Annotated in this window: 22 protein-coding genes and 5 tRNA genes; 20 read left to right on the top strand and 7 right to left on the bottom strand. The window is 71.4% G+C overall.

Going from position 1 to position 19,725, the window contains the following annotated elements:
- Window positions 1-409: 409 nt before the first annotated feature.
- From ACZ5FU_RS00875 to ACZ5FU_RS00835, 9 genes are all read left to right on the top strand, one after another.
- Entirely contained in the window at window positions 410-595 is a 186-nt protein-coding gene (locus ACZ5FU_RS00875; RefSeq protein WP_451526252.1) for a hypothetical protein, read from the top strand.
- A gap of 131 nt (window positions 596-726) precedes the next feature.
- Window positions 727-1,503 carry a fumarylacetoacetate hydrolase family protein gene (locus tag ACZ5FU_RS00870; RefSeq protein WP_451526253.1) on the top strand — a complete coding sequence of 259 codons (777 nt, stop codon included), beginning with the start codon at window positions 727-729 and terminating at the stop codon, window positions 1,501-1,503.
- Window positions 1,496-2,989 (top strand): glutamate--tRNA ligase, encoded by a 1,494-nt coding sequence (gltX, locus tag ACZ5FU_RS00865; protein ID WP_451526254.1) that lies wholly within the window; start codon window positions 1,496-1,498, stop codon window positions 2,987-2,989. The genes ACZ5FU_RS00870 and gltX overlap by 8 nt, the downstream gene beginning before the upstream one ends.
- A gap of 215 nt (window positions 2,990-3,204) precedes the next feature.
- The gene (locus tag ACZ5FU_RS00860; protein ID WP_451526255.1) at window positions 3,205-3,936 is read left to right on the top strand and encodes an HAD family hydrolase; all 732 of its coding nucleotides are present in this window, start codon (window positions 3,205-3,207) and stop codon (window positions 3,934-3,936) included.
- Between the two features lie 92 nt (window positions 3,937-4,028).
- Window positions 4,029-4,100 (top strand) — tRNA-Gln (locus tag ACZ5FU_RS00855).
- Window positions 4,101-4,139: 39 nt separating this feature from the next.
- Window positions 4,140-4,212, top strand: a tRNA-Glu gene (locus ACZ5FU_RS00850).
- A gap of 62 nt (window positions 4,213-4,274) precedes the next feature.
- Window positions 4,275-4,347, top strand: a tRNA-Glu gene (locus ACZ5FU_RS00845).
- 20 nt (window positions 4,348-4,367) lie between these two features.
- Window positions 4,368-4,439: transfer RNA gene (locus tag ACZ5FU_RS00840), tRNA-Gln, on the top strand.
- A gap of 28 nt (window positions 4,440-4,467) precedes the next feature.
- A tRNA-Glu gene (locus ACZ5FU_RS00835) sits at window positions 4,468-4,540 on the top strand.
- Window positions 4,541-4,643: 103 nt separating this feature from the next.
- Here the strand turns inward: ACZ5FU_RS00835 and ACZ5FU_RS00830 are convergent.
- The gene (locus ACZ5FU_RS00830) at window positions 4,644-5,288 is read right to left on the bottom strand and encodes a MerR family transcriptional regulator (protein ID WP_451526256.1); all 645 of its coding nucleotides are present in this window, start codon (window positions 5,286-5,288) and stop codon (window positions 4,644-4,646) included.
- Window positions 5,289-5,368: 80 nt separating this feature from the next.
- Here ACZ5FU_RS00830 and ACZ5FU_RS00825 point away from each other — a divergent pair, with 80 nt between their 5' ends.
- Complete coding sequence (locus ACZ5FU_RS00825) at window positions 5,369-5,872, top strand: DUF4188 domain-containing protein (RefSeq protein ID WP_468645009.1); 504 nt, start codon at window positions 5,369-5,371, stop codon at window positions 5,870-5,872.
- Between the two features lie 129 nt (window positions 5,873-6,001).
- Here ACZ5FU_RS00825 and ndgR read toward each other — a convergent pair whose 3' ends face one another.
- Entirely contained in the window at window positions 6,002-6,718 is a 717-nt protein-coding gene (ndgR, locus tag ACZ5FU_RS00820) for an IclR family transcriptional regulator NdgR (RefSeq protein ID WP_028806673.1), read from the bottom strand.
- A 207-nt stretch (window positions 6,719-6,925) separates the two neighbouring features.
- On the opposite strand from ndgR, the gene leuC reads away from it, so the two are divergent.
- The 4 genes from leuC (at window position 6,926) to ACZ5FU_RS00800 (ending at window position 10,261) form a co-directional block, all read left to right on the top strand.
- Window positions 6,926-8,356, top strand: coding sequence for a 3-isopropylmalate dehydratase large subunit (gene leuC, locus ACZ5FU_RS00815; RefSeq protein WP_451526258.1), 1,431 nt, complete (start codon window positions 6,926-6,928; stop codon window positions 8,354-8,356).
- Window positions 8,357-8,362: 6 nt separating this feature from the next.
- Window positions 8,363-8,956, top strand: a complete 594-nt coding sequence (leuD, locus tag ACZ5FU_RS00810; protein ID WP_451526259.1) for a 3-isopropylmalate dehydratase small subunit — start codon at window positions 8,363-8,365, stop codon at window positions 8,954-8,956.
- Window positions 8,957-9,227: 271 nt separating this feature from the next.
- Window positions 9,228-9,458: an SCO5555 family protein gene (locus tag ACZ5FU_RS00805; protein WP_451526260.1), complete on the top strand. Its 231-nt coding sequence runs from the start codon at window positions 9,228-9,230 to the stop codon at window positions 9,456-9,458.
- 137 nt (window positions 9,459-9,595) lie between these two features.
- A complete protein-coding gene (locus tag ACZ5FU_RS00800) occupies window positions 9,596-10,261 on the top strand; it encodes an HU family DNA-binding protein (protein WP_451526261.1) in 666 nt (221 codons plus the stop codon).
- A gap of 151 nt (window positions 10,262-10,412) precedes the next feature.
- Here the strand turns inward: ACZ5FU_RS00800 and ACZ5FU_RS00795 are convergent, their stop codons facing one another.
- Together ACZ5FU_RS00795 and cofC are read right to left on the bottom strand one after the other, a co-directional pair.
- On the bottom strand, window positions 10,413-10,616 hold the full coding sequence (locus ACZ5FU_RS00795; RefSeq protein ID WP_392240329.1) for a hypothetical protein: 204 nt from the start codon (window positions 10,614-10,616) through the stop codon (window positions 10,413-10,415).
- Window positions 10,617-10,626: 10 nt separating this feature from the next.
- Window positions 10,627-11,265 carry a 2-phospho-L-lactate guanylyltransferase gene (gene cofC / locus ACZ5FU_RS00790; protein ID WP_469044048.1) on the bottom strand — a complete coding sequence of 213 codons (639 nt, stop codon included), beginning with the start codon at window positions 11,263-11,265 and terminating at the stop codon, window positions 10,627-10,629.
- A 170-nt stretch (window positions 11,266-11,435) separates the two neighbouring features.
- Between cofC and ACZ5FU_RS00785 the strand changes: the two genes are divergently transcribed.
- The 3 genes from ACZ5FU_RS00785 to ACZ5FU_RS00775 are packed head-to-tail and all read left to right on the top strand — an operon-like array spanning window position 11,436 to window position 14,450.
- Window positions 11,436-12,227 (top strand): lysophospholipid acyltransferase family protein, encoded by a 792-nt coding sequence (locus tag ACZ5FU_RS00785; protein ID WP_451526263.1) that lies wholly within the window; start codon window positions 11,436-11,438, stop codon window positions 12,225-12,227.
- Window positions 12,224-13,234, top strand: coding sequence for an NAD(P)H-dependent glycerol-3-phosphate dehydrogenase (locus ACZ5FU_RS00780; protein ID WP_451526264.1), 1,011 nt, complete (start codon window positions 12,224-12,226; stop codon window positions 13,232-13,234). The genes ACZ5FU_RS00785 and ACZ5FU_RS00780 overlap by 4 nt, the downstream gene beginning before the upstream one ends.
- 58 nt (window positions 13,235-13,292) lie before the next feature.
- Window positions 13,293-14,450 carry a D-alanine--D-alanine ligase family protein gene (locus ACZ5FU_RS00775; protein WP_451526265.1) on the top strand — a complete coding sequence of 386 codons (1,158 nt, stop codon included), beginning with the start codon at window positions 13,293-13,295 and terminating at the stop codon, window positions 14,448-14,450.
- Window positions 14,451-14,517: 67 nt separating this feature from the next.
- On the opposite strand, the gene ACZ5FU_RS00770 is transcribed toward ACZ5FU_RS00775, so the two are convergent.
- A complete protein-coding gene (locus ACZ5FU_RS00770) occupies window positions 14,518-15,018 on the bottom strand; it encodes a DUF3515 domain-containing protein (protein WP_451526266.1) in 501 nt (166 codons plus the stop codon).
- A gap of 20 nt (window positions 15,019-15,038) precedes the next feature.
- Window positions 15,039-15,272, bottom strand: coding sequence for an Lrp/AsnC family transcriptional regulator (locus ACZ5FU_RS00765; protein WP_451526267.1), 234 nt, complete (start codon window positions 15,270-15,272; stop codon window positions 15,039-15,041).
- Between the two features lie 206 nt (window positions 15,273-15,478).
- Between ACZ5FU_RS00765 and ACZ5FU_RS00760 the strand changes: the two genes are divergently transcribed.
- Together ACZ5FU_RS00760 and thiD are read left to right on the top strand one after the other, a co-directional pair.
- Window positions 15,479-16,444, top strand: coding sequence for a thiamine-phosphate kinase (locus ACZ5FU_RS00760; RefSeq protein ID WP_451526268.1), 966 nt, complete (start codon window positions 15,479-15,481; stop codon window positions 16,442-16,444).
- Window positions 16,441-17,292: a bifunctional hydroxymethylpyrimidine kinase/phosphomethylpyrimidine kinase gene (thiD, locus tag ACZ5FU_RS00755; protein ID WP_451777382.1), complete on the top strand. Its 852-nt coding sequence runs from the start codon at window positions 16,441-16,443 to the stop codon at window positions 17,290-17,292. Before ACZ5FU_RS00760 ends, thiD begins: the two co-directional genes overlap by 4 nt.
- A gap of 177 nt (window positions 17,293-17,469) precedes the next feature.
- On the opposite strand, the gene rpmB is transcribed toward thiD, so the two are convergent.
- The gene (gene rpmB / locus ACZ5FU_RS00750) at window positions 17,470-17,655 is read right to left on the bottom strand and encodes a 50S ribosomal protein L28 (RefSeq protein ID WP_004924906.1); all 186 of its coding nucleotides are present in this window, start codon (window positions 17,653-17,655) and stop codon (window positions 17,470-17,472) included.
- A 256-nt stretch (window positions 17,656-17,911) separates the two neighbouring features.
- Between rpmB and ACZ5FU_RS00745 the strand changes: the two genes are divergently transcribed.
- Window positions 17,912-19,669, top strand: a complete 1,758-nt coding sequence (locus ACZ5FU_RS00745; RefSeq protein WP_468644999.1) for a DAK2 domain-containing protein — start codon at window positions 17,912-17,914, stop codon at window positions 19,667-19,669.
- The last annotated feature ends 56 nt before the right edge of the window (window positions 19,670-19,725 follow it).

Genomic DNA, 19,725 nt, shown 5'->3' with positions numbered 1-19,725 from the left:
TTCCAGCACAGTGCAGGATCTCCAACAAGGCTTGTTGGCCGGGCTGTGACATCCGTGACAGCGGGTGAGTGACACATCACCGGACGTAGAAATTGATCCTGGGCAATTCGTGCACAAAGGGGCGAACGGCCGACCTCCGGACGGTGTCCCAGTCGCCATGATCAGGAGCGGAATGAGAGCTTCAGGTGTGCAATGTCCGTTTCGCGGCGGTCGCCCAAGGGTCTGGATTGACCGGTTTGAGTGCCGATTCGTGAGCAAACTCACACTCTGATCATGAGACCTTCACGCGTTCCCTGGGAATCGCGTGTTTAGCCTGACGCTTTACAGAAATGGCAAATCAGACAAGCAGCGCTTACGGGAGGCCCCCGCGGCCGCCCCGCGCCCCGACAGGACAGGGCTCAGGACAACAGTGAAGACGACGACGATGTTCCACAAGATCGCCAACCCGCGGCGCACGACGCTGGCGCACCTCAAGGACGCCGACGAACTGCGGCTCCCGGAGCAGCAGGAGCACTCCGTCGACCTTCCGGCCCAGACCGCCAACCCCCGGCGCACCGTCCTCGTCGACGTCCCCGTGGCCTCCTCCGCCGAGTAGATACGCACGCCGGCCGCCGCATGCTCAAGGCGGCGGCCCCGAATGTCAAGGGCGTCCCCGGCCGGGGACGCCCTTCCGCGTTAGCCTGGAGCGTCAGACTCCAGCCAGCTCATCGAGGGGCCAACCAACCCGTGCGCATCGCCAGGTTCTCCATCGACGGGAACGTCGCCTTCGGCGCGGTCGAGGGCGACAAGCCGGACGAGCTCGTCCTCGACATCATCAAAGGCATCCCGTTCACGGAGCACGAGCTCTCCGGCACGAAGGTGCCGCTGAGCAAGGTCAGGCTCCTGCCGCCCGTGCTCCCCAGCAAGGTCGTGGCCTTCGGCCGCAACTACGCCGAGCACGCGCGCGAACTCGGCAACGAGGTGCCCGACGCCCCGTTCGCCTTCTTCAAGCCGTCCACCTCCGTGGTCGGACCCGGGGACGACATCCGGTACCCGGCCTTCTCCGAGGACCTCCACCACGAGGCGGAACTGGCCGTGGTCATCGGCCGGATGTGCCGCGAGGTCCCGCGGGAGCGCGTCAAGGACGTGATCTTCGGCTACACCTGCGCCAACGACATCACGGCGCGCGACGTCCAGAAGCGCGAGAAGCAGTGGGCCAGGGCCAAGGGCTTCGACTCCGCCTGCCCCCTCGGCCCCTGGGTGGAGACCGACCTCGACCCGAGCGACCTCACCATCCAGCTGACGGTCAACGGGCAGCAGCGGCAGCTCGGCCGCACCAGCGAGATGATCCACTCGATCGAGGATCTGATCGTCAACATCACCGAGGCCATGACGCTGCTCCCCGGCGACGTGATCCTCACGGGCACCCCGGCAGGGGTCGGCCCGCTCGCTGCCGGCGACGAGGTCTCCGTCAGCATCGAAGGCATCGGCACTCTCACCAACAAGGTTGTCAAGCGTGGCTAGCGCACCCGGCTCCCCCGTACGCGTCCGTTTCTGTCCGTCGCCCACCGGTAACCCCCACGTGGGCCTGGTCCGCACCGCCCTGTTCAACTGGGCGTTCGCCAGGCACCACCAGGGCAGCGGTGCTCAATTCGTCTTCCGTATCGAGGACACCGACGCGGCCCGCGACTCCGAGGAGTCCTACGACCAGCTCCTGGACTCGCTGCGCTGGCTCGGCTTCGACTGGGACGAGGGCCCCGAGATCGGCGGCCCGCACGCGCCCTACCGCCAGTCGCAGCGCATGGACCTGTACAAGGACGTCGCCGACCGGCTCCTCGCCGCCGGCCACGCCTACCGCTGCTACTGCTCCCAGGAGGAGCTGGACGTCCGCCGCGAGGCCGCCCGCGCCGCCGGCCGGCCCTCCGGCTACGACGGCCACTGCCGCGAGCTGACCGCCGCGCAGGTCGAGGAGTACCAGGCCCAGGGCCGCGCCCCGATCGTCCGCTTCCGGATGCCCGACGAGACGATCACCTTCACGGACCTGGTCCGCGGCGAGCTGACCTTCACCCCGGAGAACGTCCCGGACTACGGCATCGTCCGCGCCAACGGCGCCCCGCTCTACACGCTGGTCAACCCGGTCGACGACGCCCTCATGGAGATCACCCACGTCCTGCGCGGCGAGGACCTGCTCTCCTCCACCCCCCGCCAGGTCGCCCTGTACAAGGCGCTGATCGAACTGGGCGTCGCCAAGGAGATCCCCGCCTTCGGCCACCTGCCGTACGTGATGGGCGAGGGCAACAAGAAGCTCTCCAAGCGCGACCCGGAGTCCTCGCTCAACCTCTACCGGGAGCGCGGCTTCCTCCCCGAGGGCCTGCTCAACTACCTCTCGCTGCTCGGCTGGTCCCTCTCGGCCGACCAGGACGTCTTCACGATGGACGAGATGGTCGCGGCCTTCGACATCGGCGACGTCAACCCCAACCCGGCGCGCTTCGACCTGAAGAAGTGCGAGGCGATCAACGCCGACCACATCCGTCTGCTGGGGGCGGAGGACTTCGCCGAGCGCTGCCGTCCGTGGCTGGGGGCCCCGTTCGCCCCGTGGGCGCCGGAGGACTTCGACGAGGCGAAGTGGCAGGCGATCGCCCCGCACGCCCAGACCCGCCTCAAGGTCCTCTCGGAGATCACCGACAACGTCGACTTCCTCTTCCTCCCCGAGCCGGCCGTCGACGAGGCGAGCTGGACGAAGGCGATGAAGGAGGGCTCGGACGCCCTGCTCGCCACGGCCCGCGAGAAGCTGGACGCGGCCGACTGGAGCAGCCCGGAGTCGCTCAAGGAGGCCGTCCTGGCCGCCGGCGAGGCCCACGGCCTCAAGCTCGGCAAGGCCCAGGCGCCGGTCCGCGTCGCCGTCACCGGCCGCACCGTGGGCCTGCCCCTCTTCGAGTCCCTGGAGGTCCTGGGCAAGGAGAAGGCGCTGGCCCGCATCGACGCGGCCCTGGCCAGGCTCGCCGCCTGAACCGTCCCGCACCTGTGAGGTGCGGCACCCCGCCCGGGTGTCGCACCTCACCCGTTCCACCGGACACGCACCCGCCCGCGCGCCCCGCCCGCACGTCACGGTCGGTGTCACGGCGATCACGGCCGCCGTCCGGGACGCCGACGGCACCCTTCTCGACACCCCGGCGTCGGGGAACGCCCCCCGAGTCCCCGGCCGGTCCGGGTACCGTCGGTGTCATGGCGATCACAGCCGTCGTCTGGGACGTCGACGACACCCTTTTCGACTACACGACCGCCGACCGTGAGGGGATGCGCGGCCACCTCGCGGCGGAGAGGCTCCTCGGCCGGTACGGCACCGCCGAGCAGGCCCTGGAGCGGTGGCGGGACGTCACCGAGCGGCAGTGGGCGCGCTTCTCCGCCGGCGGCGTGACCTTCGAGGAGCAGCGTCGCGACCGGGTCCGCGCCTTCCTGGAGCGGGAGATGGACGACGCCGAGGCCGACGCCTGGTTCCGGCGCTACCTGGTGCACTACGAGACCGCCTGGGCCCTCTTCCCCGACGTCCTGCCCGTCCTGGACGCCCTCGCCACCAGCCACCGGCACGCGGTGCTCTCCAACTCCAGCATCCACGTCCAGGACCGCAAGCTGCGCGTCCTCGGCGTGCACGACCGCTTCGAGTCCATCCTGTGCGCGGCCGAGCTGGGCGTCTCCAAGCCCGAGGCCGCGGCCTTCCTCGCGGCCTGCGAGGCCCTGGCCCTGCCCCCGCACGAGGTGGCGTACGTCGGTGACCACCCGGAGATCGACGGACGGGGAGCCGCGGACGCCGGTCTGCTCTCGGTGTGGATCGACCGCAGCGGCGGCACGGCCACCGTCGACCTCCCCTCCGGCCGGCACCGGATCGTCACGCTCGCCGAACTTCCCGCGCTCCTCGGCACGGAAAGCCGTTTTGGAGCGCGGTCCACCTTCGGGTAATGTTCTTCCTGCGCCGCCGGGGAGCGGGCCGAAAGGCCAGGAACCGGGGGAGCGAACTAGAACAAGATCCCCTCCGGGGGCTTGAGTTCCAGTGGCCTATGGTGTAATTGGCAGCACGACTGATTCTGGTTCAGTTAGTCTTGGTTCGAGTCCAGGTAGGCCAGCTCGCAGAGCTCATCTGCGTCGCGGATCACATCCGCAAAGCCCCCGTTGTGTAGCGGCCTAGCACGCTGCCCTCTCAAGGCAGTAGCGCCGGTTCGAATCCGGTCGGGGGTACAGATCCTTCCCGCGGTGACAGTTCGGGTCGCACCCGTTGTCGCCGATGCAGGATCGCTAGGGCCCCCGTTGTGTAGCGGCCTAGCACGCCGCCCTCTCAAGGCGGTAGCGCCGGTTCGAATCCGGTCGGGGGTACTGTCTGGTCTAAACCACTTTGGTCTATGGTGTAATTGGCAGCACGACTGATTCTGGTTCAGTTAGTCTTGGTTCGAGTCCAGGTAGACCAGCTCGGACCTGCGGAAACGCAGAGTCCACGCCCCCGTTGTGTAGCGGCCTAGCACGCCGCCCTCTCAAGGCGGTAGCGCCGGTTCGAATCCGGTCGGGGGTACGTATCAGGGAAGGCCCTCCACTTCGGTGGGGGGCCTTCGCCGTTCGCCGTTCGCCGTCGCCGTCCTGGCCCTCGTCGTCGCACGCCCGGTACGGCTCGCCGCTCACTCGAAGCCGTAGCGCCGGGCCGACTCCTCCTCCTGGGCCAGCCGGTGCAGCGCCTGGAGCATCGGCTCGACCAGGATCGCGCTCAGCACGGCCGCCTCGACGCGCTCCTCCTCCGACTCCCGCGTCTCCACGAAATCGAGATCGAGGACGGCCGCGCGGTGCATCAACCGGGCGTAGGAAACGAGGATTTCCGCGTCCCAGTCGTAGCCGAGCCGCCGCATCGCGGCCACCGCCACCACCAGGGAGCGATAGGCGGGCGAGATGCTGGTGAGCAGTTCGGCGTTACGCCAGCCCAGGGTCCGCAGGAGTTCGCCCGCCTCGCGGTGGGCGGCCCGGACCCAGTCGTCGTCGGCGTCCGGCTCGGGCACCTGGGGGAGGGCCCACAGGGCCGCGCCGAGGCGGATCGTGCGGCCCAGGGAGTCGTCGTCGACATGCCCGAGGACCTCGCGGACCGTGGCCACCGGCACCCCGCCCACCTGGATCATCGCCCGCACCAGCCGCAGCCGGCGCAGATGCTCCTCGTCGTACTCGGCGGTCGTCGCGTTGACCTGACGGCCGGGCGACAGCAGGCCCTCGCGCAGGTAGTACTTGATCGTCGCGGTGGACACCCCGCTGCGTTCGCTCAACTCGGCCAGTCTCATCCCTTGCGCCCCTCCTTGGTCAGCGTCACTATCCAATCAGGAGCGCTTGGAGAGCACCGCTAGCCGACCAGGGGGAGCACATGTCCGCGAAACCCACCGCCGACCGCACCACCGCCGACGCCCGCGGCGACGTCGTCGTCCTGCTCATCGGGATGCGCGTCAACCACTTCCGGGCCGTGCACCAGTGGGTCCCGGTCATGCTGGCGATGTTCCGCATGCTGGCCGAACTGAAGAAGGACCCGGGCCGCGGACTGCTCTCCCACGTGCTCCTGACGGCCTCGCCGCGGACGTACTACGTCGTCCAGTACTGGGAGTCGGCGGAGAAGCTGTACGCCTACGCGGGCGCGCCCGACGCCTTCCACCACGAGGTGTGGGCGCGGGTCAACCGCATGGAGCGGGGCGGGAAGGTGCGCGGGCACGTGGGGATCTGGCACGAGGCGTACATCGTGCCGGAGGGGCGGTACGAGGCGGTCTACGGCGACATGCCGGCGTTCGGGCTCGCGGCGGCGCACGGCCAGGTGCCGCTGGCGGAGCGGGGACGGACCGGGAAGGACCGGCTCGCCTGGCGCGCCCCGGCGTCGTAGGCGGGAATCGGGGGAACCGGGCGTGCCGCGGCGTTGAGGCCCGCTCGGTTCCCTGCTGTGACGCTTTCCCGTGCCCCGCCCGGCTTCCCCGTTCCGCGGTACGGGCCTGCCGGCTTCCGGTCTCCCGGGTCAGCCGGTGCGGCGCAACGCCTCCGACAGCCGGCCCGCCGCGTCGATGACCGCCTGGGCGTGCATCCGGCCCGGGTGGCGGGTCAGGCGCTCGATGGGGCCGGACACCGAGACGGCGGCCACCACGCGGTTGGACGGGCCGCGCACCGGCGCGGAGACGGACGCGACGCCCGGCTCCCGCTCGCCGATCGACTGGGCCCAGCCCCGGCGCCGTACGCCCGACAGGGCCGTCGCCGTGAAGCGGGCACCCTGCAGGCCGCGGTGGAGGCGCTCGGGCTCCTCCCAGGCCATCAGGATCTGTGCCGAGGAGCCGGCCTTCATCGTGAGCGTCGAGCCGACCGGGACCGTGTCCCGCAGGCCGGACAGGCGTTCCGCCGCGGCGACGCAGATGCGCATGTCGCCCTGGCGGCGGTAGAGCTGGGCGCTCTCGCCCGTGATGTCACGGAGGTGGGTGAGCACCGGGCCGGCGGTCGCGAGGAGGCGGTCCTCGCCCGCCGCCGCGGCCAGTTCGGCCAGGCGCGGACCGAGGATGAAACGGCCCTGCATGTCCCGCGCCACCATACGGTGGTGTTCCAGAGCCACGGCCAGACGGTGGGCCGTGGGCCGTGCGAGTCCGGTGGCAGCGACCAGGCCCGCGAGGGTGGCCGGACCGGACTCCAGAGCGCTCAGGACAAGGGCTGCCTTGTCCAGAACGCCGACGCCGCTACTGTTGTCCATGAAACGATATTCCCGTCTCACTCTGTGAAACGCAAGTTCAATTTTCCGTGAGACGCGCGACCCTTGGACACACAGCGGCCCGAGGACCAACGGGCCAGGCGGCGGCTGCCCGGCAAGCGGGGGCGGCCGGTGAGCCGGAGGGGCGCGTCGTCGCCTCCACAAGATCTCTAGTTGGGCCGGCACGACGTGCCGGCCGGAGGGAAAGCGATGGGTAGGACACTCGCGGAGAAGGTCTGGGACGACCACGTCGTCCGGCGCGCCGAGGGCGAGCCCGACCTCCTCTTCATCGATCTGCACCTGCTGCACGAGGTGACCAGCCCGCAGGCCTTCGACGGCCTCCGCAAGAGCGGTCGGCAGGTGCGCCGCCTCGACCTCACCATCGCCACCGAGGACCACAACACCCCGACCCTCGACATCGACAAGCCGATCGCGGACCCGGTCTCGCGCGTCCAGCTGGAGACGCTGCGCAAGAACTGCGCCGAGTTCGGCGTCCGGCTGCACCCGCTCGGCGACGTCGAGCAGGGCGTCGTGCACGTCGTCGGCCCGCAGCTCGGACTGACCCAGCCCGGCATGACCGTCGTCTGCGGCGACTCGCACACCTCCACCCACGGCGCCTTCGGCGGCCTGGCCTTCGGCATCGGCACCTCGCAGGTGGAGCACGTGCTGGCCACCCAGACGCTGCCGATGGCCCGCCCGAAGACCATGGCGATCACCGTCGACGGCGAACTGCCCGACGGCGTCACCGCCAAGGACCTCATCCTGGCGATCATCGCGAGGATCGGCACCGGCGGCGGCCAGGGCTACGTCCTGGAGTACCGCGGCTCCGCCGTCGAGAAGCTCTCGATGGAGGCCCGGATGACCATCTGCAACATGTCGATCGAGGCCGGCGCCCGCGCGGGCATGATCGCCCCCGACGAGACCACCTTCGCGTATCTCAAGGGCCGCCCGCACGCCCCCGAGGGCGAGGACTGGGACGCCGCCGTCGCGTACTGGAAGACGCTGAGGACGGACGAGGACGCCGAGTTCGACGCCGAGGTCGTCATCAAGGCCGACGAGCTGTCGCCGTTCGTCACCTGGGGCACCAACCCCGGCCAGGGCGCTCCGCTGTCGGCCGCGGTCCCCGACCCGGCCTCGTACGAGGACGCCTCGGAGCGCTTCGCCGCCGAAAAGGCCCTGGAGTACATGGGGTTGGAGGCCGGACAGCCGCTGCGCTCCATCAAGGTGGACACCGTCTTCGTAGGCTCCTGCACCAACGGGCGGATCGAGGACCTGCGCGCCGCCGCCGAGATCGTCCGCAGCCGCAAAGTCGCCGAGGGCGTACGGATGCTGGTCGTCCCCGGTTCCGCGCGGGTCGGCCTGCAGGCCGTCTCCGAGGGCCTGGACGTCGTCTTCAAGGAGGCCGGCGCCGAATGGCGGCACGCGGGCTGCTCGATGTGTCTGGGCATGAACCCCGACCAGCTGGCGCCGGGTGAGCGCTCCGCGTCCACCTCCAACCGCAACTTCGAGGGCAGGCAGGGCAAGGGCGGACGCACCCACCTGGTGTCGCCCCAGGTCGCGGCCGCCACGGCCGTCCTGGGCCACCTGGCCTCCCCGGCCGATCTGTCCGACGCCGAGACCCGTACGCCCGCTGGAGTCTGATCAGCCATGGAAGCATTCACCACGCACACCGGCCGGGCCGTCCCGCTGCGCCGCTCCAACGTCGACACCGACCAGATCATCCCCGCCCACTGGCTCAAGAAGGTCACGCGGGACGGGTTCGAGGACGGACTGTTCGAGGCCTGGCGCAAGGACGGGTCCTTCGTCCTCAACCAGCCCGAGCGCGAGGGCGCGACCGTCCTGGTCGCCGGCCCCGACTTCGGCACCGGATCCTCCCGCGAGCACGCCGTCTGGGCGCTCCAGAACTACGGCTTCAAGGCCGTGATCTCCTCCCGCTTCGCCGACATCTTCCGCGGCAACTCGCTGAAGAACGGCCTGCTCACGGTCCTCCTGGAGCAGAAGACCGTGGACGCGCTGTGGGAGCTGACCGAGCAGGACCCCACCACCGAGATCACGGTCGACCTCGAGCGGCGCGAGGTGCGCGCCGGGGACGTCGTCGCCGCCTTCGAACTCGACGAGAACGCCCGCTGGCGGCTGCTGAACGGTCTGGACGACATCTCGATCACGCTCCAGAACGAGGCCGACATCGCCGCCTACGAGGCCAAGCGGCCGTCGTACAAGCCGAGGACGCTCCAGGTCTGACCGCCGGCCGCGACGACCGGCCCTGGTCGAATTCCGGCCACCGCGAATCCCCTCCGTACCCCCGATCGGCCCGATCGGGGGTACGGCCGTGTCTGCGCCCGTCCGGCCCCGCCGGCCCGCGCCGCCGTCGACAACTTCCCACGTTACGGGGGTGGTTACCGGGGTAGGCGCCCATCGAGGACATGATCCGCCGAGGTGCCGGGCGCGCCGCGCCGGGCGTCAGTTGCCCCCTGGGCGGGCGACAACTCGCCCCAGATGGCACAATCTGTGCATGGAACACGACGGCCAACTCGAGCTCTATACGGCGGTCGCGAACCAGCTCAAGGAAGCGCACGCGAGAGTGCGCGCACTGCAAGTCCCGGAGGGCGTACGGATGGCGCTGACCCGGAAGCTGCTGGTCATTACGGCCGCGGCCAAGCACGATCTCGCCGGCGCGACAAGACGGCTGGAGCGGTTCACGGCGGACCTCGACGCGGGACGCGTCCCGGAAGAGGAGCGTTGATCGCCTCCGGAGCGGCCGAGTTCGTTGCGGCACAAGGGTGATTAGCCCGTTTCGTGTTTGATTTGCGGTATATATCTGCCTAACGTGCGAAAACGCTTGAACACTTTCGTTCTGGCAATGTCTCCGAAGGGGAAGACGTGAACAAGGCGCAGCTCGTAGAAGCGATTGCCGACAAGCTCGGCGGTCGCCAGCAGGCCGCCGACGCGGTCGACGCGGTCCTGGACGCCATCGTCCGCGCGACCGTCGCGGGAGACAGGGTCTCGGTCACCGGCTTCGGTTCGTTCGAGAAGGTCGACCGTCCGGCCCGCTACGCCCGCAACCCCCAGACGGGCGAGCGGGTTCGGGTCAAGAAGACCTCCGTGCCGCGCTTCCGCGCCGGTCAGGGCTTCAAGGACCTGGTGAGCGGCTCGAAGAAGCTCCCGCGCGGCGGCGAGGTCGCCGTCAAGAAGGCCCCCAAGGGCAGCCTGACCGGAGGCGCCGCCGCCACGGTCAAGAAGGCCGCGGCGAAGAAGGCCGCCCCCGCGAAGAGGGCGACGGCCGCCGCCGCGAAGAAGACGACGGCCGCCGCCAAGAAGACGACGGCCGCCGCGAAGAAGACGACCGCCGCCGCGAAGAAGACGACCGCCAAGAAGTCGACCGCCAAGACGACGACGGCCGCCGCGAAGAAGACCACGGCGAAGACGGCCGCGGCCCAGAAGACCGCCGCGAAGAAGGCCCCGGCGAAGAAGGTGACGGCCAAGAAGGCCCCCGCCAAGAAGTCGAGCGCCCGCAAGACCGCCGCCAAGAAGACCACCGCTCGCTGAGGCGCAGGCGTTCACGGCACTCACGCGCCGGGCCGGACTCCCCTGGAGTCCGGCCCGCGGCGTTCTCCGCCGGGTTTCCCGAGTTCCTGCCGGCCGGAAGGCCCTGCCGGGCCAAAGGGCGAGGTCCTGCCAGGTCGGAAGGGCTGCGGGGTCAGAAGGTCTGGAGGGTGATCAGGGTGATGCGCCGGGAGTCGCCGTCGCCCTCGGTCTCGATCCGCACCCGCTGTCCGGGGCGCAGCAGCCTCAGCCCGCCCGCGTCGAACGCCGGTGCGTCGAAGGGCACCGGGGTGCCGTCGTCCAGCAGCACCTGCCCGCTGCGGGTGCCGGGGTCGTACGTGTATGCGGTGGCCTGCATGACCGGCAGCCTACTGCCCCGGAATCAGCAGGCGCGCGACCGCGGCGGCCGTTCGGGGACCCACCCCCAGCGCCAGCGCCGCCCGTAGATCCTCGCCGGTGTCCACGTCCTGGCGCACGGAATCCACCGCCGCCGGCCGGAGTTCCACGGCGCCCGACGCGCGGTGACGGGCGCGCGAATCGGTGCCGAAATCGGGAAGCAATTCACGGCCGGCCGCCACCGCGAGAAGAGTGGTGCCGATTGCTGCCGCATCGGGGAGAAAAGCACGGGGGAATTCCGCGGCGGCGTCCAGGACGCGGTCCAATTCCACCGGGCGCAGTGCCGGCAGATCGGCGTTGAGAGCGGCCACCGCGCTGTCGGGCCGCCCGGCGCGCACGGCGGCCGCCCCGTGCGCCAGGGCGGCGTTCAGACCCGCGCGGGGTGCGTCGGCGACGATGCGCGCGCCGAGCGCCGCGAGTTCGCGCCCGGCCAGCCCGTCGTCCGTGACCACCGCCACATCGCGCACCGCGGCACAGGCCAGCGCGGCCGCCACGGTGTCCACGGCGAAGGCCAGGGCCAGGCCCGGACGCAGGGCGTCGGCGGCGGTGTCCGCGAGCCTGCTCTTGGCCAGCGCCAAGGGTTTCAGGGGGATGACCAAGCTCCACTGCACCGGCGTACCGTCTCTCTCTCGTCGCGGACATTGTCCCCCGGTCCTTCCGGCGCCCCCTCGATCGGGGCGTACGGTGTTCTCGACAGACCGGCGGTACGGGGCGACACTTGTCCGGCCCCGGCCCGGAAGAAGTCAGGGAAGTCAGGGAAGTCCTAGAGGAAGGTGTTCGCGTGCCCCGCCGCAGAATCGGCTTCTGGTACCGCTTCGCAGCGGTGCTCTGCAAACCGCCGCTGGTGATTCTGATCAAGCGGGACTGGCGCGGGACGGAGCACATGCCGGCCGAGGGCGGCTTCATCACCGCGGTGAACCACAATTCGCACGTCGATCCCTTCGCCTACGCGCACTACCAGTACAACACCGGGCGCGTGCCGCGATTCCTCGCCAAGAGCGGGCTCTTCAAGAAGGGGTTCGTCGGCGCCGCGATGCGCGGCACCGGACAGATCCCCGTCTACCGCGAGTCCACGGACGCGCTCAGCGCCTTCCGGGCCGCGATCGACGCCGTCGAACGCGGCGAGTGCGTCGCCTTCTACCCCGAGGGCACCCTCACCCGCGACCCCGACGGCTGGCCGATGACCGCCAAGACCGGGGCCGCGCGCGTCGCCCTGCAGACCCGGTGCCCGGTGATCCCGGTCGCGCAGTGGGGGGTCAACGAACTGCTGCCGCCCTACGCCAAGAAGCCCGACCTCCTGCCGCGCAAGACCCACCGCGTCCTGGCGGGCCCGCCCGTGGACCTCAGCCGGTTCTACGACCGGGAGATGACCCCGGAGCTGCTGAAGGAGGCCACGGAGGTCATCATGGCCGACGTCACCCGCCTGCTGGAGGAGATCCGCGGCGAGAAGGCGCCCGACAGGCCCTACGACCCGCGCCGGGAGCGGATCGAGCAGGGGCTCCGCACCCAGGCGCAGACCAGCCACGGCAGGTCCCAGGCACGGACCGGCCACAAGGGGGAGAACAGCAAGTGAGCAAGCCCGTCAAGGCCGCCGTCTTCGGCACCGGTTCCTGGGGTACGGCCTTCGGCACGGTCCTCGCCGACGCGGGCTGCGAGGTGACGCTGTGGGCGCGCCGCGCCGCGCTCGCCGACACGGTCAACTCCACGCGCACCAACCCGGACTACCTCCCCGGCATCGAGCTCCCGGCGAACCTGCGCGCCACCGCGGACCCCGCCGAGGCCGCCCGCGACGCCGACTTCACCGTCCTCGCGATCCCCTCGCAGACCCTGCGTGCCAACCTCGCCGCCTGGCGCCCGCTGCTTGCCGCGGACACCGTCCTCGTCTCGCTGATGAAGGGCGTCGAACTCGGTACGACCATGCGGATGAGCGAGGTGATCGAGGACGTCGCCGAGGTGGGCAGGGACCGGATCGCCGTGGTCACCGGGCCCAACCTCGCCAAGGAGATCGCCTCCCGCAGGCCGGCCGCCGCCGTGGTCGCCTGCACCGACGAGGACGTCGCCCGGCGGCTCCAGGCGGCCTGCCACACGCCGTACTTCCGTCCGTACACCAACACCGACGTCGTCGGCTGTGAACTCGGCGGCGCCGTGAAGAACGTCATCGGCCTGGCCGTGGGCATCGCGGACGGCATGGGTCTCGGCGACAACGCCAAGGGCTCGCTCATCACCCGCGGACTCGCCGAGACCACCCGGCTGGGCCTGGCGATGGGCGCCGACCCGCTGACCTTCTCCGGCCTCGCGGGCCTCGGCGACCTGGTGGCGACCTGCTCCTCGCCGCTCTCGCGCAACCACACCTTCGGCACCAACCTCGGCAGGGGCATGACCCTCCAGGAGACCATCGCGGTCACCCGGCAGACCGCCGAGGGTGTCAAGTCCTGCGAGTCCGTGCTGGATCTGGCCCGCCGGCACGACGTCGACATGCCCATCACGGAAACCGTCGTCGGGATCGTCCACGAGGGCAAGCCGCCGATGGTCGCCCTCAAGGAGCTGATGTCGCGCAGCGCGAAGCCGGAACGACGCTGAGCGACCCCCTGAGTCGACGCTGTATCCGCGCCCTACCACCGGGTACTCTCATCCCGATATGAGCACCGAGAACCTTCCCCAGAGCCCTGAGCAGCCGTCTCGTAAGCCGCGTGTGGCCGTCGTGTTCGGCGGACGCAGCTCCGAGCACGGGATCTCCACGGTCACCGCCGGCGCCGTCCTCAAGGCCATCGACCGGACGGCGTACGAGGTCCTGCCGATCGGCATCACCCGGGAGGGCCGCTGGGTGCTCACCGCCGACGAGCCGGAGCGGATGGCGATCGCCGAGCGCCGCACCCCCGGCGTCGAGGAACTGGCCGACTCGCAGGAGGGCGCCGTGGTGCTCTCCGTCGACCCCGCGAACCGGGAAGTCGTCTACAGCGAGCCCGGATCGGTGCCCAAGGCCCTCGGCGACGTCGACGTCGTCTTCCCGGTCCTGCACGGTCCCTACGGCGAGGACGGCACCCTGCAGGGACTGCTGGAGCTGTCCGGCGTGCCGTACGTGGGGTCGGGCGTGCTCGCCTCGGCCGTCGGCCAGGACAAGGAGTACATGAAGCGGGTGTTCACCTCCTTCGGGCTCAAGGTCGGCCCGTACGTGGTGATCCGCCCGCGCGAGTGGGAGTCGCACGAGTCCGCCGCCCGCAAGAAGATCGTCGACTTCGCCGGCGAGCACGGCTGGCCGCTGTTCGTGAAGCCCGCGCGGGCCGGCTCCTCGATCGGCATCACCAAGGTCGACGACCTGTCCGGTCTGGACGAGGCGATCGCCGAGGCCCGGCGCCACGACCCGAAGATCCTCGTCGAGGCGGCGCTGCGCGGCCGCGAGATCGAGTGCGGCGTCCTGGAGTTCGAGGACGGGCCGCGCGCCTCCGTGCCGGCCGAGATCCCGCCGCCGGACGCGCACGCGTACTACGACTTCGAGGCCAAGTACATCGACTCGACCCCCGGACTGGTGCCGGCCCCGCTGACGCCGGAGGAGACCGCCGAGGTCCAGCGGCTCGCGGTGGACGCCTTCGAGGCCGCCTCCTGCGAGGGCCTGGTCCGGGCGGACTTCTTCCTCACCGAGGACGGCGAGTTCGTCATCAACGAGATCAACACGATGCCGGGCTTCACGCCCATCTCGATGTACCCCGCGATGTGGCAGGCGAGCGGCATCGGCTACGAGGAGCTGGTGGGACGCCTGATCCAGGCGGCACTCCGCAGGTCCACGGGGCTGCGCTAGGGCGTGTTTGGAAAGTCCCGTCTGCCCTTCGGGCAGACGACGCCACTTTCGAAACGCACCCTGGTCCTCAGTCGGCGATCCCCTCGGGGATCGCCTTCCTGATGGCCGGGGCCAGGTCGATCAGTGCCGACGAACTGTCCGCCCCCTCCCGCACCGTCACCTCGACGTAGGCGAGGCGACTGGCGGTGGTGAACCGGTACCCCCCGCCGTCCCGCTTCTCCATCAGCCAGTCGACGCCGTTCACACCGCCCGCGACGGCGTCCGGGTCGGCGCCCTGGGCCACCTGCGGATCCGCCATCTTCGGCGGCCGTTCCACACCGCAGCGCAGTATGATCGCCGGGTTCCCCCAGCCCGCGGTCAACGCGGAGGCGGGATCGGGATCCCGGCGGTCCCTACCGTCCACCTTCGACGGCAGTGCCTCGTCCAGGTTCCGGCACAGTCCCGCGACCTTCGTCGTGGGACTGGGAACCGCGGCCGACGCGCCGTCGTCTGCCGATGAGCAGCCCACGACGGCACAGAGCAGAACGAGGGCGGGCACACCACTGAGCCGGTGACGGGAAAGGTTCACCGGCCAAGGGTAGACGGGGGCTACAGATGCACCACCGGGCAGGTCAGGGTACGGGTGATCCCGTCCACCTGCTGCACCTTGGCGACCACCATGCGGCCGAGGTCGTCGACCGTGTCGGCCTGGGCCCGCACGATCACGTCGTAGGGACCCGTGACGTCCTCGGCCTGGACGATGCCGGGGATCTTGCCGATCGTCTCGGCGACGGCCGAGGCCTTGCCGACCTCGGTCTGGATCAGGATGTACGCCTGTACCACGGAACCTCCAGGGCGGCCACGAGGATCATGTGGGGAAAAGGAACGCCACGGTATCGCGTCGCCGCTCGCCGCGGGGAGACCTGCGGGCACCACGGCTCGCGCGCCGGGGTACAGGCACGGCAGAGGTTGACGGTCTCCTCGACCGTATCGGGGACACCGGTGAGACGCGACCGGGCACGAACTGGGACAGAAGGAGAGCTGGGGCGATGAAGGGCACTGTTGGTGAGCTCGGGGAGTTCGGGCTCATCAGGGAGCTCACCTCCCGTCTCACCACCACGCCGGCGGTCCGGGTCGGACCCGGTGACGACGCCGCGGTGGTGGCCGCGCCCGACCGCCGGGTCGTGGCGAGCACCGACATCCTGCTGGAGGGCCGGCACTTCCGCCGCGACTGGTCCACCGCCTACGACGTCGGCCGCAAGGCCGCCGCCCAGAACCTCGCCGACATCGCCGCGATGGGCGCCGTGCCGACCGCACTGCTCCTCGGCCTCGTCGTACCCGGCGAACTGCCGGTCACCTGGCCCACCGAGCTGATGGACGGGCTGCGCGACGAGTGCCAGGTCGCCGGCGCCTCCGTGGTCGGCGGCGACGTCGTGCGCGGCGACACGATCATGGTGTCGATCACCGCCCTCGGCGATCTGCGCAACCAGGAGCCGATCACCCGTTCCGGCGCCCAGCCCGGCGACCTCGTCGCGGTGACGGGCTGGCTGGGCTGGTCCGCCGCCGGATACGCGGTCCTCTCCCGCGGGTTCCGCTCGCCCCGCGCCTTCGTCGAGGCCCACCGCCGACCCGAGCCGCCGTACCACGCCGGTCCGGCGGCCGCCGCCCTCGGCGCGACCGCGATGTGCGACGTGAGCGACGGGCTGATCGCCGACCTGGGGCACATCGCGGAGGCCAGCAAGGTCCGCATCGACATCCGCTCCGGCGCGATCGACGTGCCCACCCAGATGAACGACATCGGCCAGGCCGTCGGCGTCGACCCCATGCAGTGGGTGCTGACCGGCGGGGAGGACCACGCCATCGTGGCGACCTTCCCGCCGGACGTGAAGCTCCCGGCCCGCTGGAAGGTGATCGGCGAGGTCCTCAACCCCTCGGCCCTGCCCCAGGTGACGGTCGACGGGGCGCCCTGGACCAGCAAGGGCGGCTGGGACCACTTCGGGGACGTGGAGTCGTGATCCCCCCGAGGGTGCTGACGGTGGCCGGCTCCGACTCCGGCGGCGGCGCGGGCGTCCAGGCCGACCTCAAGACGATGCTCGCGCTCGGCACGCACGGCATGAGCGTGATCACCGCCGTCACGGCCCAGAACTCCCTCGGCGTCCAGGGCGCGTGGGACCTGCCCGTGGCGGCGGTGCGCGCCCAGTACCGCAGCGTCGTCGACGACATCGGCGTCCAGGCCGTGAAGACCGGGATGCTCTCCTCCGCGGAACTCGTCGAAGAGGTGGCCGAGTTGCTCGCCGGCACCGACGCCCCGATCGTCGTCGACCCGGTCGGCGTCTCCAAGCACGGCGACCCGCTGCTGGCCGCCTCGGCCCTCGACTCCGTCCGCACCAAGCTGCTTCCCGTCGCCACCGTCGCCACGCCCAACCTCGACGAGACGGCCGGCCTGACCGGCGTACGGGTCGATTCGGAGCGCGGACTCCGGCAGGCCGCGGCGGCCGTCCTGGCGTACGGCCCGCGGTGGGTGCTGATCAAGGGCGGTCATCTGCCCGGCGACGCCGTCGACCTGCTCACCGACGGCCGTGAGGAGCACTGGCTGCGCGCGCCCCGGCTCGACAACCGGCACACGCACGGCACGGGCTGCACCCTCGCCTCGGCGATCGCGGCTCAGCTCGCCAAGGGGGAGACCGTGCCGCGGGCGGTGGCGACGGCCAAGGAGTACGTCACCGGGGCGATCGCCGCCGGCTTCGCCCTCGGCGGCGGGATCGGTCCCGTGGACCACGGCTGGAGGCTCGGGGTGCGGGACGCGACGAAGGACGACGGTGACGAGGGGGCGGCGACGAGGAGGACGGTCCCCGCGCGGTGACGCGGAGGCCGGTGGTGAGGCGGAGGCCGGTGGTGAGGCGGGCGCGGGCCTTCGGGCCTCCGGGTGATGCAAAGAGCCGGCCCACCAGAGGTGGACCGGCTCTTTCAGCAACCAGCAGGGCCGCGCGCGACGGGGGTCCCCCCGCCTCGGACGGAGCCGAGAGGTGGGGGATGTGCGTCAGCGCGAGACCTTGCCGGCCTTGATGCACGAGGTGCAAGCGTTCACGCGCTTCGGCGTCCCACCGACCACGGTACGTACGCGCTGGATGTTCGGGTTCCAGCGACGGGGCGTACGGCGGTGCGAGTGCGAGATGTTGTTGCCGAAGCCCGGCCCCTTGCCGCAGACGTCGCAGTTGGCAGCCACGGGTCACTCCAAAGACTTCAGATGCACTTACGGTTGATCCCGGCATGCCGGGATCAAGATCATGGGATCAGAGATCTGAGTGGCGGTGCCAGGGGGATGGCCCGATGGGATCGGGCAACCGGAGCAGCATACAACGGCTGCGCCAGTACAACGAAACTACCATGGCTGCTCAGAGGGCCCCGCGCTCGCCCTCCACCGGCCGACGCCCGCCCACGGTCTACGCTGCGTCCCAGTCCAGCAGCTCAGGGAGGCCCAGGTGCCGCAGGTGCCGCAGACATTCTTCGATGCTCTCGCGGTGCGCACCTGGTGCGGTCTCGCGCTCCGGGCCCTGGGACGCGCGCGCGAGGAGATCGACGCGATCAACGTGTACCCGGTCGCCGACGGGGACACCGGGACCAACCTGTACCTGACCGTGGAGTCGGCCGCGACCGCGGTCGAGGCGGTCTTCGACGGCCACGCGGCCGGCGCCGCCGCGCACGGCGCCCCCTCCCTCGCCGACGCCGCGCGCGCGATGGCGCACGGAGCGCTCATAGGCGCGCGCGGGAACTCCGGGACCATCCTGGCGCAGCTGCTGCGCGGCATGGCCCAGGTGTTCGCCGCCGAGGGGGAGGGGCCGCACACCGACGCGGCGGGACTGCGCCTGGCGCTGCGCCGCGCCGCCGACTCCGCCCGCCAGGCCGTGGCGCACCCGGTCGAGGGCACGGTCCTGTCGGTCGCCGCGGCCGCCGCCGACGCGGCGGCGGCCGCCGAGGGCGACTGCGGGACGGTCGCGAAGGCGGCCCACCGGGGCGCGTGCGCGGCGCTCGCCGCGACACCGGGCCAGCTGGCCGTCCTGGAACGTGCCGGGGTGGTGGACGCGGGCGGACGGGGACTGGTGGCGGTGCTCGCGGCGCTGGTGGAGACGTTCACGGGGGAGACGGCGGCGGTGCCCTCCGGGACCGGCGCGTTCGCGGCCGGCGGGGGGCGTGACCGCGCCGCGGGCCCGGTGGACCCGCGGGCCCCCGGGGCCGGGACGGGCGCGGAGTCCCGTGCGGAGACCTGCGCGGAGTCCTGCGCGGAGTCCCGTGCCGAGGACGGTGGCGGGAACGGCGGGCCCGCCTTCGAGGTGATCTACCTGCTGGAGGCCGAGGACGCCGCCGTCGCCCGGCTGCGGGAACGGCTCGACGCCCTGGGCGACTCGCTCGTCGTGGTCGGCGGGGACGGACTGTGGAACGTGCACGTCCACGTGGACGACGCCGGCGCGGCCGTGGAGGCGGGCGTGGAGGCCGGCCGGCCGTACCGGATCCGCGTCACGCACTTCGCCGACGACGACGTCCACGCGCGCGGGGGCGGGCGTCCGCCGCGCGAGCGCGTCCAGCGGGCGGTGGTCGCCGTCGTGCCCGGCGAGGGCCTGGCCGGTCTGTACGCCGAGGCCGGTGCGACCACCGTCCTCGCGCGCCCCGGGGAGCCGCCCGCCAGCGGTGAACTGGTCCAGGCCGTACGGCGGGCCCACGCGCACGAGGTCGTGCTGCTGCCAAACGACGCCGATCTGCGCCACACCGCGGCCGCGGCGGCCGAGCAGGCACGCGCGGAGGGCATCCGCGTGGCCCTCATCCCGACCCGTTCCGCGGTCCAGGGGATCGCCGCGCTCGCCGTGCACGAACCCGACCGCCGCTTCGACGAGGACGTCGTCGCGATGACCTCGGCGGCCGGCGCCACCCGCCACGCCGAGGTCGCCGTCGCCGAACGCCAGTCCTGGACCACGGCCGGCATCTGCCAGGCCGACGACGTCCTCGGCCTCGTCGACGGCGACGTGGCCGTCATCGGCGCCGACGTCGCCGCCGTCGCCGAGGCCGTCCTGGACCGCATGCTGGCGGCGGGCGGGGAACTCGTCACCCTCGTCCTCGGCGACGAGGCCCCCGAGGGCGTCGCCGAGCGGCTGGAGGCGCGGGTGCGGCAGGCGTACCTCGCCGTCGACACGGTGGTGTACCGCGGGGGACGGCAGGGCGCGCTGCTGCTGATCGGCGTGGAATGACGGTCGCGGGGAGACGATGAGCCCGGCCGGGGGAGACGGCGGGACCGGCCGGGGAG

The organism is Streptomyces sp. NPDC031554 (genome assembly GCF_055580685.1).
The sequence above is the reverse complement of the archived record's forward strand: the minus strand, read 5'-3'. Positions and strand labels throughout refer to the sequence as shown.

What these genes read in the sequence shown, in the direction of transcription:
- ACZ5FU_RS00860 (WP_451526255.1), top strand. Translation starts at nt 3,205, where the DNA reads ATGGCGATCACAGCCGTCGTCTGGGACGTCGACGACACCCTTTTCGAC.
- ACZ5FU_RS00825 (WP_468645009.1), top strand. Translation starts at nt 5,369, where the DNA reads ATGTCCGCGAAACCCACCGCCGACCGCACCACCGCCGACGCCCGCGGC.
- ndgR (WP_028806673.1), bottom strand. Translation starts at nt 6,718, where the DNA reads ATGGACAACAGTAGCGGCGTCGGCGTTCTGGACAAGGCAGCCCTTGTC.
- leuC (WP_451526258.1), top strand. Translation starts at nt 6,926, where the DNA reads ATGGGTAGGACACTCGCGGAGAAGGTCTGGGACGACCACGTCGTCCGG.
- ACZ5FU_RS00795 (WP_392240329.1), bottom strand. Translation starts at nt 10,616, where the DNA reads ATGCAGGCCACCGCATACACGTACGACCCCGGCACCCGCAGCGGGCAG.
- ACZ5FU_RS00775 (WP_451526265.1), top strand. Translation starts at nt 13,293, where the DNA reads ATGAGCACCGAGAACCTTCCCCAGAGCCCTGAGCAGCCGTCTCGTAAG.
- leuD (WP_451526259.1), top strand. Translation starts at nt 8,363, where the DNA reads ATGGAAGCATTCACCACGCACACCGGCCGGGCCGTCCCGCTGCGCCGC.
- ACZ5FU_RS00760 (WP_451526268.1), top strand. Translation starts at nt 15,479, where the DNA reads ATGAAGGGCACTGTTGGTGAGCTCGGGGAGTTCGGGCTCATCAGGGAG.
- ACZ5FU_RS00830 (WP_451526256.1), bottom strand. Translation starts at nt 5,288, where the DNA reads ATGAGACTGGCCGAGTTGAGCGAACGCAGCGGGGTGTCCACCGCGACG.
- ACZ5FU_RS00805 (WP_451526260.1), top strand. Translation starts at nt 9,228, where the DNA reads ATGGAACACGACGGCCAACTCGAGCTCTATACGGCGGTCGCGAACCAG.